Annotated in this window: 14 protein-coding genes; 5 read left to right on the forward strand and 9 right to left on the reverse strand. The window is 60.4% G+C overall.

All coding sequences use genetic code 11. The features are described 5' to 3' along the window. Window positions 1–65: 65 nt before the first annotated feature. The 3 genes from NKL06_RS26035 to NKL06_RS26045 form a co-directional block, all read right to left on the reverse strand. Window positions 66–1,115 (reverse strand): chemotaxis protein CheB, encoded by a 1,050-nt coding sequence (locus NKL06_RS26035; protein ID WP_023691427.1) that lies wholly within the window; start codon window positions 1,113–1,115, stop codon window positions 66–68. A gap of 141 nt (window positions 1,116–1,256) precedes the next feature. Beyond that, window positions 1,257–2,225 (reverse strand): manganese catalase family protein, encoded by a 969-nt coding sequence (locus NKL06_RS26040; RefSeq protein ID WP_023691426.1) that lies wholly within the window; start codon window positions 2,223–2,225, stop codon window positions 1,257–1,259. A 361-nt stretch (window positions 2,226–2,586) separates the two neighbouring features. After that, window positions 2,587–5,739, reverse strand: coding sequence for a GAF domain-containing protein (locus NKL06_RS26045; protein ID WP_023691425.1), 3,153 nt, complete (start codon window positions 5,737–5,739; stop codon window positions 2,587–2,589). 221 nt (window positions 5,740–5,960) lie between these two features. Between NKL06_RS26045 and NKL06_RS26050 the strand changes: the two genes are divergently transcribed. From NKL06_RS26050 to NKL06_RS26065, 4 genes are all read left to right on the forward strand, one after another. Continuing rightward, window positions 5,961–6,215: a hypothetical protein gene (locus NKL06_RS26050; RefSeq protein WP_023681126.1), complete on the forward strand. Its 255-nt coding sequence runs from the start codon at window positions 5,961–5,963 to the stop codon at window positions 6,213–6,215. A gap of 128 nt (window positions 6,216–6,343) precedes the next feature. Next, window positions 6,344–7,402 (forward strand): alpha/beta fold hydrolase, encoded by a 1,059-nt coding sequence (locus NKL06_RS26055; protein ID WP_023691424.1) that lies wholly within the window; start codon window positions 6,344–6,346, stop codon window positions 7,400–7,402. Window positions 7,403–7,422: 20 nt separating this feature from the next. Next, window positions 7,423–7,953 carry a DUF1003 domain-containing protein gene (locus tag NKL06_RS26060; RefSeq protein ID WP_023687817.1) on the forward strand — a complete coding sequence of 177 codons (531 nt, stop codon included), beginning with the start codon at window positions 7,423–7,425 and terminating at the stop codon, window positions 7,951–7,953. Window positions 7,954–8,196: 243 nt separating this feature from the next. Then, window positions 8,197–8,589 carry a response regulator gene (locus tag NKL06_RS26065; RefSeq protein WP_023691423.1) on the forward strand — a complete coding sequence of 131 codons (393 nt, stop codon included), beginning with the start codon at window positions 8,197–8,199 and terminating at the stop codon, window positions 8,587–8,589. A 186-nt stretch (window positions 8,590–8,775) separates the two neighbouring features. Here the strand turns inward: NKL06_RS26065 and NKL06_RS26070 are convergent, their stop codons facing one another. The 3 genes from NKL06_RS26070 to NKL06_RS26080 all read right to left on the reverse strand — a co-directional run bounded on the left by NKL06_RS26070 (window position 8,776) and on the right by NKL06_RS26080 (window position 10,250). After that, window positions 8,776–8,952: a hypothetical protein gene (locus NKL06_RS26070; RefSeq protein WP_023687819.1), complete on the reverse strand. Its 177-nt coding sequence runs from the start codon at window positions 8,950–8,952 to the stop codon at window positions 8,776–8,778. A gap of 202 nt (window positions 8,953–9,154) precedes the next feature. Then, window positions 9,155–9,391 (reverse strand): DUF6894 family protein, encoded by a 237-nt coding sequence (locus tag NKL06_RS26075; RefSeq protein ID WP_023668023.1) that lies wholly within the window; start codon window positions 9,389–9,391, stop codon window positions 9,155–9,157. Window positions 9,392–9,410: 19 nt separating this feature from the next. Next, a complete protein-coding gene (locus tag NKL06_RS26080) occupies window positions 9,411–10,250 on the reverse strand; it encodes a Crp/Fnr family transcriptional regulator (RefSeq protein ID WP_023714650.1) in 840 nt (279 codons plus the stop codon). Between the two features lie 309 nt (window positions 10,251–10,559). On the opposite strand from NKL06_RS26080, the gene NKL06_RS26085 reads away from it, so the two are divergent. After that, the gene (locus NKL06_RS26085; RefSeq protein ID WP_023691422.1) at window positions 10,560–13,889 is read left to right on the forward strand and encodes a DEAD/DEAH box helicase; all 3,330 of its coding nucleotides are present in this window, start codon (window positions 10,560–10,562) and stop codon (window positions 13,887–13,889) included. 73 nt (window positions 13,890–13,962) lie between these two features. Here the strand turns inward: NKL06_RS26085 and cyoD are convergent, their stop codons facing one another. The 3 genes from cyoD to cyoB are packed head-to-tail and all read right to left on the reverse strand — an operon-like array spanning window position 13,963 to window position 17,053. Further along, window positions 13,963–14,373: a cytochrome o ubiquinol oxidase subunit IV gene (gene cyoD, locus NKL06_RS26090; protein WP_023691421.1), complete on the reverse strand. Its 411-nt coding sequence runs from the start codon at window positions 14,371–14,373 to the stop codon at window positions 13,963–13,965. Further along, window positions 14,370–15,056: a cytochrome (ubi)quinol oxidase subunit III gene (locus NKL06_RS26095; protein ID WP_023681134.1), complete on the reverse strand. Its 687-nt coding sequence runs from the start codon at window positions 15,054–15,056 to the stop codon at window positions 14,370–14,372. The genes cyoD and NKL06_RS26095 overlap by 4 nt, the downstream gene beginning before the upstream one ends. Next, window positions 15,053–17,053, reverse strand: a complete 2,001-nt coding sequence (cyoB, locus tag NKL06_RS26100) for a cytochrome o ubiquinol oxidase subunit I (RefSeq protein WP_023681135.1) — start codon at window positions 17,051–17,053, stop codon at window positions 15,053–15,055. The genes NKL06_RS26095 and cyoB overlap by 4 nt, the downstream gene beginning before the upstream one ends.

The following is a 17,053-nucleotide window of genomic DNA, read 5'->3' on the forward strand; positions in this document are numbered from 1 at the left end:
CTGATCCAGGAAAATGCGATCGGGATGGCGCAGACGCACCCGCCCTGACAAACGCTGTTGCCTTGTCACGGCGTTCGACGATGGATGATCTCTTCAATAAGTTTCGCGTCGGCTTCGTATTCCGCGGCCCGCGCAGCCATTTGGCTGGCCAGGCTGTGTCTTTCCCGCGCGGCTTCGCGTTTTGCCGTACGTTTCGCCAACTCAGCCCGCTGCTGGTGCGCTCTTAGAAGGCTCCAAAGCGCCTGTTCCGCATCGTCAGCCTGGGCCTGCATCAAAACGTCTGCCCCGAACGCATGTCCGGTGTGGCAGCGGTAACGGGTAATCGGCCCGTCTTCTATCTCCCATAGGGGGCCATGACATTCGGGGCAGACAAATGTCGAGGGGGCGCCAAGCTGGCCTTCGGTCAGTTCCATTGTGCTGTGCTCCTGAGCTGCAATCGCTGCCTCAAGGCGGATGCCGGACGGGATTTCTGGTGTCGGTCCTGCGATTTCGGAAGCAAGCCTGTGCAACAGGCCAGCCATTTCGGACAGAGGGACGCAATGGTCGATTTCCACATTCTGCAAGGCGCTCAGCGGCATGTCGGGTACCGCAGCGTCGCCGGGGTCCTGGACTACGCTGACGCCTCCGCACATCTTGACTGCGTGCAGGCCGGCGGTGCCGTCGGAGAGGCTGCCTGTGAGCACGACGCCGATCACGCTGCCGCCAAAGCTGCAGGCCGCCGATCGAAACAGGGGGTCGATGGCGGGGCGCGCCAGGTTCTCGCGCGGCCCGCGCCGCAGCAGCATATGATCGTCATGTAACAGAAGGTGAGCTCCGGGCGGTGCAACGAAGATGTGCCCGTTTTTAACCTTCATGCCGCTGGAGGCATTTGCAACGGGCATGTTGGCAGCGCGACCGAGAATGTCGCCGAGGTAACTCGTGGGACCAACGTGCTGTACGACGAGGAGAGCCGCCGGGATGTCCGGCGAAAGATCGCGGACAAGTCTCTTCAGCGCGTCGACGCCGCCGGCCGATGCTCCGATTGTCACGATGCACCGGTTCTCGCAACCGTCGGGACGGACCTTATCCGGCTGGCCCGCACGCTCCGAATCTGATCGTGGTGCGGCGGTGGCCATGGTTGCTTCACCCACATTCAGCACAGATGTCGATGCGAGCGCTCCGGCCAGTCCGTTGCTGGTCGGATGCCCTGCCTTCGTCGGTGTTAGCTTCCGGCCGCATCGCGGAACATAGATGCCCGCAATGATGTCGGCTCTGTACTAACGCCTACGTGCGCGTTTGACAGCAGCCTCTGCCACGGCCGGGGCCTCCTGAATGCTTGCCGCGCCGCCGAAATCGGCGTTCTTGGTACGGCCAGCTCCCGGGCCCGCTCCTAGATCAGCGCCTGTTGTCGGATCGGAAGCCGGATCGGAAAGCGTACGGTCGGCCATCCTGGCCACCACCTTCAGGTCTTTGGCCCCCAGCTTGACAGTTGCCAGGCCGTCTCCGCCGTCGACGGGCATCACCTCTTCAAGGTCATCGATCCGATCCCACTCTTCGCCGGAATTCCATGGGCCAGCGACATCGCCGTCGCCTTGAGAGGTGTTGACATACATGCTGGCGTACTTCTCTACGCCTGGGAGCTTGCCGGAAGGGAAATTGTTTTCGATCGCGTAGAGTGCTTTCTCAAACGACTTCTGGTGCGCGATCTCGCGGGTCATCAGGAAGCCGAGCGCGTCCTTGATTCCCGGGTCGTCGGTGATGTTGATGAGGCGTTCGTAAACGATCTTGGCGCGAGCTTCGGCCGCGATATTCGATCGCAAATCCACCGTAGGTTCACCGCGCGAATCGACATAGGCCGCGGTCCAGGGAACGCCGGCTGAGTCGCACAGCGCGGGAGCGCCGCCGAACAGAATTGATTCCTTGGCTGTTGTGCCGCTGGCGCCGATCATCAGGTAAAGGTCCGCTTCCTTCATTTGGCCCTCGGCCAGCTGTGCCTTGAGCCCCTTGTTGAGCATGGTGACGATTGATCCCACCACTTCGAGATGGCTGAGTTCTTCGGTCGCAATATCGAGCAACATGTCGCGACGGCCAAGATCGTCCTCGCCAAGCCCTTGCGTGAAATAGCGCATGGCCGCTGCAAGCTCGCCATCGGCGCCGCCGAACTGTTCCATGATCATGCAGGCCAGGCGAGGATTCGGCTCCGAGACGCGAACGGTGTATTGCAGGCGCTTGTTGTGCATGAACATGGACATCTCTCCGGTTAGATCATCCGAACATCCCGGCAAGTTGATTGTTCCATCCGGCCATCGGCCAGCGAGCATTTTTAACTTCAGTGTTGAGCATCGCAGCGAGCCAGAGGCGGCATTTATTCTCCGACCGGTGACCGGCGGCAACGAGATTTCGATCGTGCTGCGCCATCACAGCAATGAGCAAGGCCGCGGATGGGCAAGAGGTAGACAAAATCTGGAGGGATACTGGCTCGGAAAAGTGAAGCCGGGCCATATTAATACGATGTCGGTGTCGACACCTTCGGCCCGTTTCGCCGCACACCTTACGCGGCAAACGCCGGGTTCGGTCACACGGCGAGCGTCGCGGGCTGTTGCCCGTTCACTTTCGATCCAGCACCTTCCGGACTTTCTCTGCCAATTCGTCGATCGTGTAGGGCTTGGTCAAAAGTTCGGTTCCGAAATCGAGCGTGCCGTTGTGGACAATCGCATTTCGTGTGTAGCCGGTGGTGTAGAGCACTTTTAGCGACGGGTGCATTGTCTTGACCTGATCCACCAGCTCCCGGCCCGACATCTCCGGCATCACCACGTCGGTGAACAGAAGCGACGGCACTTGCCCGCTTTCGACGGCCACCAGCGCTTCGCGTGGACCTTGCATTTCCAGCACGGAGTAGCCCAGTTCCCGCAGCGCTTCCGCGGCCATCAGCCGGACGCGATCTTCATCCTCGACAACCATGATGATCTCGTCTGCACAGCCGGGGTGCTCGCCTGCCACGACGTCGATTTGGCTGTCGAGCACGCCATGGTGCGAGCGCGGCAAATATATTTTCAAGGTGGTTCCGATGCCCTGCTCGGAATAGATCTTCACACTGCCGCCGGACTGGCGAACAAACCCATAGACTTGGCTGAGTCCCAGCCCGGTGCCTTTGCCGACCCCCTTGGTGGTGAAGAACGGATCGAAGGCTCTTGCGACAACATCAGCAGTCATGCCCGTTCCTGTATCGGTGACCGCTATCATCACATACTGGCCGGAGGGGATCGCGTTCTCCCTGGCATAGCGATCGTCGACGTGGGCGTTTGATGTCTCGATCGTCAGCTTGCCGCCAGCAGGCATGGCATCCCTTGCGTTGACGCAAAGGTTGAGCAGCGCGCTTTCCAATTGCCCTGCGTCGGCCTCGACATGCCATAGGCCCGCAGCGAGCACGGTCTCGATCTGAATGGTCTCGCCAAGCGTCCGGTTCAGCAATTCGCTCATACCGGAGACGAGGCGATTTGGATTCAGCCGCTTCGGCGCCAGTGGTTGCTGGCGGGAAAAGGCGAGCAGTCGCCTGGTAAGTTCTGCGGCACGTTGTGCTCCATCGATCGCGCCGGTTACGAATTGGTGGACGTTGGTATCGCCGTTTCTGAGCTTGCGCTGCACAAGGTTCAGGCCGCCGATGATGACGGCCAGCATATTGTTGAAGTCGTGCGCGATGCCACCGGTGAGCTGTCCGACAGCTTCCATCTTCTGGGCTTGGCGCAGGTGCTCTTCTGCTCTGGCGCGTTCCGCAACTTCATCTTTGACACGTTGTTCGAGCGTGCCGTTGAGTGTCTGCAGCGCCTTGAACAGCCGGGAGTTGTCGATGGCCGTCGCGGCATGGCCGGCAAGCCCCAGCAAGGCCGCTTCTTGCTGTTCGGCGAACACGCCGGTCTCTGAATGACCAAGGAAGAGGCCGCCCAGGACCTCGCCCGAACGCGAGACGACCGGCACGGCGAGATAGGAACGCACCGGCAGATGGCCCTCCGGCATTCCCTTGCGGGGCCAGTTCTTTCCGTAACGCGGATCGGTGAGGATATCGTCGGAACGCACCACGCTTGTGCCGCGGAAAGTGGGCTCGAACACCGCGGTGTTGCGCGGCATGGGAAAGTTTTCGAAAGCAGAACGAGGTGCCCCCGAAAGGGCGTAGAGCACATAGCTGTCGCCCTTGTCGTCGATCACATTGTAGAAGAAAGCTCCGAATTGTGCGCCCGACAGCACCACGCCGGCATCGGTTACCGTCTGGACAATTCGCTCCACGTCAAGCTCGGCCGCCACGGCTGCCGCAGTGGCGTTCATCAACTGAAGCTGATGCTCCACCCGCTTTCGCGCGGTGACGTCGACCACGGTGCCGATGAAGCGGATCGCACGGCCGGACTGGAAAAGCGCTTCCCCCGTTGCGGCAATCCAGCGCTCCTTGCCATCCCGAAGGCCGATCGTCCGGTATTCGATGTCGTAGCGGGAGGGGGTGCCTGGCGCGAGCGACTGGCGTACGGCCTCGTCGGCCCGTGCGCGATCTTCCGGGTGGAGGCCCGCCAGGAAGGCGCTTTCATATGTCACCTCCGCGTCCGGCGGCAAACCAAAAAGGGCTTTGCACCGGTCGTCCCAACGCAGCACTCCGCTGATGGGATCGTAATCCCAGGTGCCAATAGCGGCCGCGTCGGTGGCAAGCCTCAGCCTCTCCTCGCTGGCCCGTGCCGCCTGTTCCGAGCGAACGCGCTCGACGTGAGCCCAGGACCGCTCCGTCACCTCGGTCAGCAAGGACAGTTCGCGTTGCGACCAGACGCGGCGCTGCTTGTCGTGGATGGCCATCAGGGCAGTCAGTCGGCCTTGTTTGACCAAAGGCATACAGATGGTTGCCGTTATCCCGATATCCTGAAAGGTCTTCGCTTCCTCGGGAGCAATTTCCTCAAGGTTGTTGTTGATGATAAGCGGCTTGTTGGCGCTGAGGTTGGTGACAGCCAGGCGACCGAAATCGGCAAGACTGTAATATCCCCTGATGCTGGGCGAGCCAGGTGCGCTCCAATCGCCGCGGATGGTGAAATGGTCTTGGTCCTGCTCCATGTCGGCATAGGCACAGATCGAGACGCCAAGATGTTCGCCGAGGAGCCGAGTGGTGATCTGCATGACAGCATCGGCGTCGGCCGCGAGGGCTATCTCCCTGCCGAGGCGGTCGAGAAAAGCAAGGCGTTCGGCGTTCTCACGGAGGGCCAGTTCGGCGCGAAGGCGTTCTATCGCCGTACGCGTCCGGTCCGCGACTGCCGAAATGAGGGCTACTTCCTCCGTCGCCCAGCGTCTGGGCGCGGAGTGGTTCAGGTATAACAGCGCCACCAGCCCGCCATGCTCGGTAACGGGCATGTTGATGACGGATTGGGCGCTGATGGCTTTGAGTGCCTCCGCATGGCTGCTGGTTCGCGGATCTGTCTCGGCGTTTTCAAAGACAACGGTTTCGCCTCGTTTCAAATCCTCGATATACGAGCCGTAGTTCCTGAAATTCAGCGTCCCAGCCAGGCTTTTGATGCCTGGCGCGTTCCAGTCCCTGTCAATGGTGATCGTTTCTTTCTCTAGATCGATCGTGCCGTATCCGGCTCGGCTGATGCCAAAATGGTTCCCCAGCAGTTCCGCGGCTGCGTAGGCCAGTTCTACGGGATCCGTAATCTCGCGAATACGGTCGCCCAGCGCTGCCAAAAGCTCGAAGCGCTGTAGTTCAGATCGCGGATTGCTTGAAGTGGCCCCCATTTCGCCCCCGTTTTGCCCGGACTTAAATGCAGTCTACGGCCAAGAGTTCCCCGCAGGACGGCAGTTTCTTTGGCGGGCCGGTCAGCCGAACACGCCGCACCGGTCATAGGTTAATGACAGGTTGGCGCGCTGTGGCGGATAAAGGGGAAACCAGCGGGCACTTGACGAGCTCCCGCTGGCTGGGTGCCCGAACCGCACTTCACTCGTTTGGAGACGTTTTGATGCTTGACCGACCCATTCTTACGAATACGGACGCTCTCTATCCAGACGACCTGAAAACGCTTCGGTCGGTTTTCGACGCGCTGTGTGAGGAATTTGAGATTTCGTCGGACACTACCGCGGCAGAATCCATCGCGAGAGAGCTGGTCAGACTTTTCCAGACCGGGATGACGGAAGCGGCCATGCTGATCATTGCCGTGCGCGCACGTTGGCAGGGTGATTGGAAAATGGGAGGCAGCAGCGCTGCCCAGGCTTAACGGTCCCAACTCCATGGAGAAGGCCTACTTTAGCCGCTTGAGCCGGTTGTACAGCGTTGTCTTGTCTGGCGGAACAAGCTTTCGCCCCGAGAGTTGGGGTCGGCAGATGGTTTCCAACAGGCACGGGCATGGCGTTCGACAGAGATGGACCGAAACTCGCGACCGGGTTGCTCGCGGCCTCGTTGGCGGCGCTGGCGGCATACAACGCCATCCGCGCCAAACGTGCGATTGCCGGCCGGGCGTGCGGACGTGTGATGGAGATCTATGGTGTGCGCCTGCATTTTATCGAAGCCGGAACCGGCATGCCGCTCCTTCTCTTGCATGGCAATGGATCCATGGCGGAGGATTTCAAGTCGAGCGGCATCTTCGATGAGGCGGCAAAGACCTACCGGGTGCTTGCATTTGATCGTCCCGGTTTTGGGCGAAGCTCACGACCGCGCGGCCGGCGTTGGTCCGCTCGCGACCAAGCCGACCTTATACATGCCGCAGCCTGCGGGCTGGGTATAGAGAAATACCTCGTGCTTGGACATTCCTGGGGAGCTTGGATCGCCCTCGAATTGGCGCGCAGGCATTCTCAGTCGGTCGTCGGCATCGTGCTGGTCTCGGGCTATTACTATCCGCCACCGCGGCTGGATCTTGCACTGGCCGCACTCCCTGCACTGCCTGTGATCGGCACCGCGTTTCGTCACACCTTGCTGCCGCCGCTTGTAAGGCTTGCTTGGCATTGGGCAATGGAGAAGATCTTTAAACCCGCCATCGTCGCCAGCGAGTTCGCCGCACTCGCCAAAGATGTCGCCAGCCGCCCTTCCCAACTGCGGGCGGTTTCTCTGGAGACAGCATCGATGCTGGTCGCGTCCCTGTTGGGAAAGGCCAACTATAGGGACATTGCCGTGCCCACCGGCATCATGGCGGGATCCGGGGATCGGTTGTTCGACGCGCAACGCGATGCACGACGCTTGCACGCGGAAGTCGGTGGGTCTCTCCTTGAGGTGGTTCCGGGCGCCGGCCATATGGTTCATCAGAGCGCCCCCCAAGCAGTGGTCGGCATGGTGCACACTATTGCAGGACGGCACGCCTTGTTCCAAGCGGGCCGTGGGCAGCGACCCAAGTCGTGTGCCGACGAGTTCAAGGCAGATCCGGCCTCGCGGGAGCCACCGGCGATAAGCGAGGCCGCTTGCACGGAATGATCTCCAAACGGGGCTTTCAAATGAGCGACCAACGTCCAGCCGACATGCAGTCGGTGCTCCACCAGAACATACAGGCCCTGGTGGAGCACAGGCGGCAGCAAGAAGAGCACCAAGGCGTTCAAGCGTGGGTCGCCGGCGCTGTTTCGCGCTTCGCGGGAAGCATGACTTTCGTCTATCTGCACCTTGCAATTCTTGTCGTCTGGGTCCTCGCAAACCTTGGCGAGATACCAGCCGTCCCAGCCTGGGACCCGACTTTCGTGATCCTGGCTATGGTCGCCTCGGTTGAGGCAATCTTCCTGTCTACTTTCGTGCTGATCAATCAGAACAGAATGGCCGCCCACAGCGAGCGCCGAGCCGAACTGGATTTGCAGATCAGCCTTCTAAACGAACATGAAACCACGCGGCTGATCGAGATGGTGGCTGCCTTGACGGCGCGTCTGAATATTTCGACCCCGGCCGACAAAGAGCTGCCGGAACTCGCCGAGAATGTGGATCCCCAAAAGGTGATGACGCAGATCCAGCAAGCTTCTGGAGATCAGGAGAACGCTTGATCAAAGCGACCTCGTCGGCAACGGTTAAGCGTCGGCTACAACCTGTAATTCAGCCTCATTGTCCAAGGCTGTCGAAGCAGCTAAGCCGGTGTCGGCCTTTTCCAGGGTGGCTTCCCGACGTCACAAGTCCGCCGCGCAATCGAGGCAGCGTAGAGCTTCGATAACCAACAGGCTGCTGCGCGTCAGATGGAACCAAGTTGACGCCGAACTCGTATTAGCGGTGGCGGCTTGGGGAGATTCCGGATGAGCGAAGGTGCTGTTCTGATCGTCGAAGATGAGACAATGATCCTGCTCGACCTCGAGTCAGCTTTGGAGGAGGCCGGCTTCCAGGTCGTCGGCACTCGGAGTGCCGCCGAGGCGCTGGCGGCTTTCGACCCCGATCCGACCAGGTTCAAGGCCGTGCTCACGGACATCCGTCTGGGAGCAGGACAGTCGGGGTGGGAGGTCGCTCGGCACTTGCGAAGGTCCAACTCGACCATCCCGGTTGTCTATATCAGTGGCGACAGCGCGGTACACTGGGGAGCGGAAGGTGTGCCCAACAGCATAATGATCACCAAGCCCTTTTTTCTGCCGCAGATCATAACTGCCGTTTCTCAACTTTTAAACGCGCAGCAAGGTGCAGAAACTCACCTCTAGGAATGGGACCGCGGCTCCGCGAACACGACCGAACATTCTTCTTCGGCCAATCGGCGCCGTCCGGCGTAAAGCGTTCGCGTCTGCTTGGGTCAAATGTCGGCGGCCTCAACCAGATGTCGACCTCAGCTCCTTTCCCCTCGCCACCGGCTCGCATCCACTCGGGAGCCCTCCCGAAAGCAGGGGCGCTCATTGGTTGAGCTTTCGGTCGAGTTCGTCAAGCAATGACCGATGCTCGCTAGGCATGTCCGCGTCTGTCGGCAGATCCAGCAACTGGCGAAGCTGGCGACGATTGGCGTCCGATGAAATCCACTCCCGTATGAGGCGGGCTATGACCTTTTGTTGTGCCTTGCCGATTTCTTCCATGTTAGATTCCGAGCTTGTCCGTTGGACGAACTCGGCGGCTCTTTGATGGTTCCCCGTCCTGTACACAAATCGAGGCGAATCGAGGCACAATCTATGGGTTAATGCATGTCGCTCAAAAGTGGCCCTGGTTTTGAGACACGACATGCCAGTGGATGTTTGCAGTCCCAGTCCGCTCGCCTAACGCTGCGCGTAGAGTGCAAATTTATACGTTCGATTTTACCCGAAGCGAGAGGCTCAGCCGCAAAATCTTGGCGCCATTTTCATCGCGCACTTCGATAAACAATTGCTGCCCGTCGACGCTCTTCAGTGACTCTCTCGTGAGGTCGACAAGGCCCTCGAATCCCGCGCGGCGGACCTCCTCGAGGCCAGCGCATTCGACACCTATTTCGTCCTCGAAGATGAGATCGCCATCGCCGCTGTCGAAGAAAAATCGTGCCATCGGAGAGCTTCCGTCACTGCTAATCTGCGGGGTTCCTTTGGTGCAGGTAGGTCGTGTCGAAATCTCCTGCGTGAGTGAGGCCAGCCCAGTCCAGTGCGTGAACTTTTGATCCCGAGGTGGCAATGAGGCCTCTGCGTCGTAGTTCCTGGAGCATCCGGTTGACGTGGACCGTGGACAAACCCAGTGCATCGCCAAGGGCCGCCTGTGTAATGGGGATATCCGCCACGTGATCCTCAATGCGCCCCATGGAGCGCAAGCGAAAAATCAGTTCGCACAGGATGTGAGCCATGCGGGTGTATGCCTCGCGTCTTCCCACATTGATGACCCACTCCCTGTAAATCGCGGCATCTATCAACGTCGACCGCCAAAAAGCGGTGGCGATGCGAGGGTGCTGGTCGCAAACGGCACGCAGGGTGTCATGCCGCATGAAACCTATTCGCGCCGGCGTAAGGGTCGAGAAGTTACAATCCATGACCGACAGATGCAGCCCATGCAGATCAGGAATGTCGCCGGCGACGAAGAATGATGTGATTTGTCGCTTTCCTTCGCCCGTATGTTTGGTCGAACCGACCAAGCCATCAAGAACGACAAACGAGTAAACAGGACGGTCGCCCTCACGCACCAGATCGTGGTTGGCCAAATATTCCTTCTCCTGGATCGGAATGCCTTTCAGAACGCCGATGTCGGCCTCTCGAAGATCCGAGATGGTCTGAAGCTTGCGAATGAGTACATCCGAGGATGAGGTGGGGAACAAATTGACTACCTGGCTGATGTTGGTGATCGAACTATTATCCGCGCCAAAAGTTCCGACTGGCATGGGGACATATGCGCGGCGGCAGAAGGCGCCGCCGTGCGGCATGGTCCCATGCCTGGAGCGTTTTGCCAGCGTCGAGCGTGGTTGAAGATCCCGGAATGATCGAAGCACCAGTTTTTTAGGACAGCCATAGGTGAGCAAGGCAGCAATGCATTAACCTATGACATAGGCTCGGTTAGAAATTTTCCCGCTGGGCAGCCAGCCCCAGGAGTTCGCCGATCACGGCGCAGCTTTGACCCTGTCGCTCCGCCCATTTCAAGGGCTGCACCCGCAGCCCGTCCTGGAACTCTTTGATGCGCCGCCAGGAACGGGGTGGCTCCGCTGACGTTGTCTCAGTGGCAAGGTGAGATTTCAGTGAACAGGCATATTTCGCGGACGGATGTCGAACAAATCGATCACACGGATGACAGCGGGTTTGCGATAGAGCACGGCGGACCGCCATCCTCAGCAATCGCGGTAGCGCTGGCCCGTGGCCTGGAGACCAGTCGGGACAAGCACATCATCCATATAGCTCCCTCGGAACGCAGTGCCGAGGAGATCGCCGGCGCCTTGCGTCAGTTCCTGCCTGACGCGGATATAATCTTGCTGCCGTCCTGGGATTGCCTGCCCTACGACAGGGTGTGGCCCACACGCGCCAATATGGGGCGAAGGCTTCGTGCGTTGCGTGAGATCGCAACGAAGCCGGATCGCCCGCGCATCGCTGTAATGTCGCTCGAAGCCATTCTGCAGCGGGTGCCGCCTGCTCCGGTCATCGCTGGCGGTTTCACAATTCTGGAGGTGGGACAAAAGCTCGACCGTGACGATTTTAGAACCTGGTCCGAAGCCATTGGCTATGTCGTCGACGAGAGGGTCGACGAACCGGGTGAGATAGCCTTTCGGGGCGATCTCATCGATATTTTCCCTGCTGGCGCGGATGGCCCCGTTCGCGTCATCGTTGATCCCGATGCCTGCATCCGGCAGCTCAAGACCTACGACCCGCTCAGTCAGCTCAGCGATCAGGTTCGAGACTCGATTACGGTCGGACCGGCATCCGAGCTGATCTTTAAAGCTGGTGAGCATCCTGAGTTGACAGCGATGCGCGCGACGTCGATGGAGGAGCGCCTGGTCGCATCGTATGGCGCTATGCCATCCGTCTTCGATGCGGCATCCAGCGCTTCGATCTCCTTCCTTGAAGGGACCGACGGGCAGCCGCTCGGCAGAATTCTGGATCTGGTCGAGGATGCACGTCGTGCCAGGCAGGAGGCAGCCGGAACGAAAAAACCTTTGCCGGGACGATTTTACCTATCCCGTGAAGAGTGGGACGCTGCTCTGCTTAACCGCTGCTGCGTGAGACTAGCCGTTTCTGCCGTGGGAGTTCCCAAATTCTTCCGCCAGGCCCGACCCGGGTATGATTTCGCGGAATTCATCAGAGGGCAGACGAGTGCCGGAGTCAGAGTAGTGTTCACCGGCGATGCCTCTGAACTGCAGCGAGCAGATCGCCTGCTCGATAGGAGACTAGGCCGGCGGGCAGAGGAAGCGGCCGACTTGCCGCAAATCCTTTCGGCCGCGAGGGGCTCTGTTCTCAAGGCTGAATTCGTCCTCGACGAAGGGTTTGTCGACGCGCAATCCAATATCGCCGTGGTGGCCGCATCCGACCTGTTTGGGCCCGCGTTAAAGGCGAGCGGGAGCGCGACCACGGGCATACTCGAACCCGAGTTGCGCATTGGCGATGTCGTCGTCCATGAAGACCATGGCCTGGGCGTGCTCGCCGCGGTCGAACAGGTCGAGTTGGCTGGCCAGCAACAGGATGTCGTCAGACTGGAATATCATGGCGGGGCTTCCTTGCTGGTTCCGGTCGACGACTTTGGACGAATATGGCGCTACGGCTCGGAACCGGAGGCAGTGTCGCTTGATCGCCTCAAAGGCGAGGGCTGGCCGAAGCGACGCGAAGCTGCGTTGCGCGAGATCGACAGGCTGGCCAAACGCCTCTTGAGTCTTGCCAAAATCAGGTCCAGCCAGCCTGCCGAGATCATGAAGCCCTCCCGCACGGACTTCGCCCGTTTTGCGGCGAGATTTCCCTATACGGAGACGCCCGACCAAGCGGCCGCCATCCGCGCTGTGCTCGATGATCTTTCGTCGGGAAGAACAATGAACCGGCTCGTCTGCGGCGATGTCGGCTTCGGCAAGACAGAGGTCGCCCTGCGTGCTTGCGCCGCCGCGGCTTTCTGCGGGAAACAGGTTGCTATCATAGCGCCGACAACGGTGTTGGCACGACAGCACTATGAGACGTTCAGCCGCCGCTTCGCAGGAACCGGCCTGCAGGTCGCCCACCTTTCAAGAATGGTCGGGGCAGCGGAGGCGAGAGCGGCAAAAGAGGGTCTGCGGAGCGGCCAGGTTGCGGTCGTTGTGGGTACTCAGGCCCTGGCGTCCAAGAGCGTCACCTTCGCCAATCTTGGACTGCTGGTGATCGACGAGGAGCACCGGTTCGGGGTCAAGTTGAAGCGCGCGCTGCGGACCATGGCGCCTCGCCTCCATACGCTGAGCATGACCGCCACACCGATACCCCGGACGTTGCAATCGGCGTTGTCAGGCATCCAGGACGTCAGCGTTCTAAACTCTCCGCCCGCCAAAAGACGTCCCGTTCGCACGATCTTGGCAGCGTTCGATCCAGCATCGGTGCGCGCGGCCCTTCTGCGTGAATTTCACCGGGGTGGACAGAGCTTTTTCGTGGTCCCGCGGATCGAGGATATTGCCCAGGCCTGTGACCAACTGAACAGACTGGTGCCGGAACTCGGGGTCAAGACGGCGCATGGTGAAATGAAGGGGAGACAGCTGGACGAAGTCATGGTCGGATTCGCCGACGGTGATGGCGACATTTTGTTGAGCACCGACATCATCGAGAGCGGCCTCGATGTGCCGCGGGCCAACACCATCATCGTTTGGCGCCCCGACCGGTTCGGTCTGGCGCAGTTGCACCAGCTGCGGGGCCGGGTCGGAAGGGGGGCGGTGCAGGCCGTTGCGTTTCTTCTGACCCAGCCTGGCGTTGAACTGGCCGACAGCACCAGGGCCCGGCTTTCGACGATGCTTGCGCTCGATCGGCTCGGCTCAGGCCTGGCAATCAGTCAAAGGGACCTCGACCTGCGTGGCGCCGGCGATCTTTTCGGAGAAGACCAGGCCGGGCATATGAAGCTGATCGGAGTGGGCTTGTACGAGCACTTGCTGGAGCGCGCGGTCTCGGCGGCTGGCGGAGGGGCCGACTTCGGCAAGCAACTTGCCGAGATCAATGGCTCGGGAAAGGGGGCTTTTCCCGAGAGCTATGTCGACGAGCCTACGGTGCGCGTTGGCCTCTATGCGCGGCTCTCCCGCATCCGTTCGGAGCCGGACCTCGATACATTCAGCGAAGAGCTCGAGGACCGCTTTGGAGACATGCCTGGCGAAGTAACCCTTTTGCTGGAATTTACCAGGTTGCGAATAGCAGCGTCGGAATTGGGCGTCGGCAAAGTCGATGTGGGTCCCGAGGCCATCGCGATCACCCCTCGGTACAAGCCGTCGGCGTCCCGATGGCGGAACAGCAAGGCGTTGGGCCTGGACTACCGGAAGGGCCGCCTGATTTTCAGGCCGATCCAGCCCAGCGTCTCAGGCATCGATGCGGTTCGCTTAGCGCTTGATGCCCTACGCGCAGCCCAGCCAAAGCACGAGATCTGACGAGCCTTTTGTCTCCTGGGGCCATCGGTGCGAATGGTGCACTGTGGGCGGCCGTGCGTTCGCAGGGCAGCGTTCAAGGCATGGTTCCGGTTTGATGGGGTGTCATGGCAGCCATGTTTTCATTCAGGTGGGCCATGATCCAGATAGAGCCCAGAACCACCAGCGCGACGATCAGCACGCCGAAGGCCAGGGCCAGGATGTTGTTGGTGTTGTCCGGCCCGGTGGTCAGGTGCAGAAAGAAGACAAGATGCACGCCCATCTGCGCAACAGCGAGCACCACCAGGGCCGAGATGACCGCAGGCTGGTAAATCAGATCGGTTCGCGCCGCCAGGAATGACGCGATCGTGAGCAGGATGGCCAGCCCGAAGCCGAGCACATTGCCCGAGAGGCCCCCAGCCGTTTCGTGCTCGCTTATGTGTTCCTCGCCCGGCGCTGAATCGCGGCGGTCCTGCAACTCGCCGGTCTTGCTCTCGAACTCGGTCATGACGATGCTCCCAGCAGATAGACCAGGGTGAAGATGGCAACCCAGATGATGTCGAGGGCGTGCCAGAAGAGCCCGAAGCAGTGGAGCCGCCGCAAGATGTCGGGCCGAAAGCCCTTGACCCACAGCTGCGCCATCATCGTTCCCAGCCAGAGCAGGCCGAGACCGACATGGGCACCGTGGCAGCCAACGAGCGCAAAGAAGGCAGAAAGAAATGCGCTGCGCGAGGGGCCTGCCTGCTCGCCGATCATTGCCGCGAACTCCTGTAGTTCCAGGAACAGGAACGCTGCCCCGAGCAACCCCGTGACGAGAAGCCAGAACTGCGTGGCAGCCATTGATCTGCGACGGGTGGCGAGTGTTGCCACGCCGCCGGTGAAGCTCGAAGTGAGCAGAAGGCCCGTCTGGACCGCAACCCGTGTCGGTTCGAACAGATCCTTGCCTGTCGGTCCGCCGGCGGTTGCCTTGGCGAGCACGGCGTAGGCGGCGAAAAATGCCGAGAACATGATGATGTCGGACAGGAGAAAGATCCAGAAGCCGTAGGTCACCGTGACGAACTTTGAGGCCGGGCCGCCTTCTCCGTGGCCCGTCGCAGAGCGCACCGCATGCCGACCGGTGTGATTAAGCCGATACGGGTCCCGTGCCTGGGTGCCGGCGCTGATGTCGCCGGAGAATGCGTGATCGCTCATGCCGGGCGCTCCCACCCGCGCAACCGGGCAAACTGGGCTGCCTTGTGGTCATGGTCGATGCGGGCGACCTCGTCGACAGGGATCTCGTAGTCTCCATGATCGCGCCAGGCGAATACGACGAAGGTTGCGTAGGCGCCGATGAAGCCGACGATCGCCAGCCACCATATATGCCAGATCAGCGCGAAGCCGATCAGTGTGCTGAAGAAGGCGGTGACGAAGCCAGTCGGGCTGTTGCGAGGCATCTCGATCGGCTCATATGCCTTTTCCTCGTCCGAGCTCTGTTCGATCCCTCGTTGCTTGATGCTCCAGTAGGGCTCTTCGTCTTCCACGTGAGGCAGCCGTGCATAATTGAAGACAGGAGGAGGGGAAGATGTCGACCACTCCAGCGAACGCCCGTCCCACGGGTCGCCGGTTTCGTCGCGAAACTTGTCGCGATGCCGGATCGAAACGAAAAGCTGTGTGATCTGCAGCGCCGCGCCGGCGATCATCACCACCACGCCGAAAGCGGCCACCACCAGCCACGGTGCCCAAAGGTCCATATCGATATGTTGCAGGCGCCGCGTCATGCCGAGCAGACCGACGATATAGAGCGGTACGAAGACCAGCATGTAGCCGGCCAAGGTGACCCAAAATGCCGCTTTTCCCCAGCCTTCGTGCAAACGGAAACCGAACGCCTTGGGGAACCAGTAGGTGAAGCCGGCGAATGCTCCAAACAACACGCCCGAGATGATGACGTTATGGAAATGCGCGACGAGGAAAAGCGAATTGTGTAGCACGAAGTCGGCCGGCGGGACGGCAAGCAGGACGCCAGTCATGCCGCCGACGGTGAAGGTGGTCACGAAAGCCAATGCCCAAAGCATCGGCGTGTCGAAACGAACGCGCCCGCCATACATGGTGAAGAGCCAGTTGTAGATTTTCACACCGGTTCCCACGGCAATGACCGACGTGGCGATGCCGAAGGCGGCATTAACGTCCGCTCCGGCACCCATGGTGAAGAAGTGATGCAGCCAGACCATGAACGAGACGATGCAGATGAACATCGTGGCCGCGACCATCGAACGGTATCCGAACAGCGGCTTCGATGAAAAAGTCGAGAAAATCTCGGAAAAGATTCCGAAGGCGGGAAGCACCAGGATGTATACTTCGGGATGGCCCCACGCCCAGATCAGGTTGACGAACATCATCTGATTTCCACCAGCTTCGTTGGTGAAGAAGTGGAAGCCGAGATACCGGTCCAGCGTCAGCATTGCGAGCGTGGCGGTAAGGATCGGGAAGGCTGCGACAATGAGCAGGTTGGACGCGAGCGAGGTCCAGCAGAACATCGGCATTCGCAGATAGCCCATTCCCGGCGCCCGCATCTTGAGGATGGTCGTCACCAGGTTGACGCCGGTGAGCAGCGTGCCGACGCCGGAGATCTGGATCGCCCACAGATAATAATCGACACCGACGCCCGGCGAGTAGGCGGTTTCCGACAAAGGGGCATAGGGCAGCCAGCCGGTGCGCGCGAACTCGCCGACCACAAGCGAGATGTTGACCAGCAGGGCTCCGGAAGCCGTCAGCCAGAAGCTGACGGAATTGAGCGTCGGAAAAGCGACATCGCGTACGCCAAGCTGCAGCGGCACGACGAAATTCATCAGGCCGATCATGAACGGCATCGCGGCGAAGAAGATCATGATCGTGCCGTGCGCGGAAAAGATCTGGTCGTAATGCTCCGGCGGGAGGTAGCCCGGCCCGTGAATCGCCAGCACCTGTTGTGTGCGCATCATGATAGCATCGATAAAACCACGAAGAAGCATGAGCATCGCCAGCACAATGTACATCACGCCGATGCGCTTGTGGTCGACCGAGCTTATCCACTCGCTCCACAGATATGGCCAGTAGCCCTTCACCGTTATCCAGCCAAGCACGGCGGCTGCTGCCAGAAAGACGCCAAGGGCTGCGCCGAGGGGGATAGGTTGATCGAAAGGAACGGCCGACCAGTCGAGCTTGCCCAGCAT

Source organism: Mesorhizobium sp. C268A (genome assembly GCF_040324475.1).
Classification (GTDB): domain Bacteria; phylum Pseudomonadota; class Alphaproteobacteria; order Rhizobiales; family Rhizobiaceae; genus Mesorhizobium.

Coding starts and splice junctions, on each gene's coding strand:
- cyoD (WP_023691421.1), bottom strand. CDS start 14,373: ATGACCGAGTTCGAGAGCAAGACCGGCGAGTTGCAGGACCGCCGCGAT.
- NKL06_RS26075 (WP_023668023.1), bottom strand. CDS start 9,391: ATGGCACGATTTTTCTTCGACAGCGGCGATGGCGATCTCATCTTCGAG.
- NKL06_RS26080 (WP_023714650.1), bottom strand. CDS start 10,250: ATGCCGCACGGCGGCGCCTTCTGCCGCCGCGCATATGTCCCCATGCCA.
- NKL06_RS26065 (WP_023691423.1), top strand. CDS start 8,197: ATGAGCGAAGGTGCTGTTCTGATCGTCGAAGATGAGACAATGATCCTG.
- NKL06_RS26060 (WP_023687817.1), top strand. CDS start 7,423: ATGAGCGACCAACGTCCAGCCGACATGCAGTCGGTGCTCCACCAGAAC.
- NKL06_RS26045 (WP_023691425.1), bottom strand. CDS start 5,739: ATGGGGGCCACTTCAAGCAATCCGCGATCTGAACTACAGCGCTTCGAG.
- NKL06_RS26050 (WP_023681126.1), top strand. CDS start 5,961: ATGCTTGACCGACCCATTCTTACGAATACGGACGCTCTCTATCCAGAC.
- NKL06_RS26035 (WP_023691427.1), bottom strand. CDS start 1,115: ATGGCCACCGCCGCACCACGATCAGATTCGGAGCGTGCGGGCCAGCCG.
- NKL06_RS26040 (WP_023691426.1), bottom strand. CDS start 2,225: ATGTTCATGCACAACAAGCGCCTGCAATACACCGTTCGCGTCTCGGAG.
- NKL06_RS26070 (WP_023687819.1), bottom strand. CDS start 8,952: ATGGAAGAAATCGGCAAGGCACAACAAAAGGTCATAGCCCGCCTCATA.
- NKL06_RS26095 (WP_023681134.1), bottom strand. CDS start 15,056: ATGAGCGATCACGCATTCTCCGGCGACATCAGCGCCGGCACCCAGGCA.
- cyoB (WP_023681135.1), bottom strand. CDS start 17,053: ATGCTGGGCAAGCTCGACTGGTCGGCCGTTCCTTTCGATCAACCTATC.
- NKL06_RS26055 (WP_023691424.1), top strand. CDS start 6,344: ATGGCGTTCGACAGAGATGGACCGAAACTCGCGACCGGGTTGCTCGCG.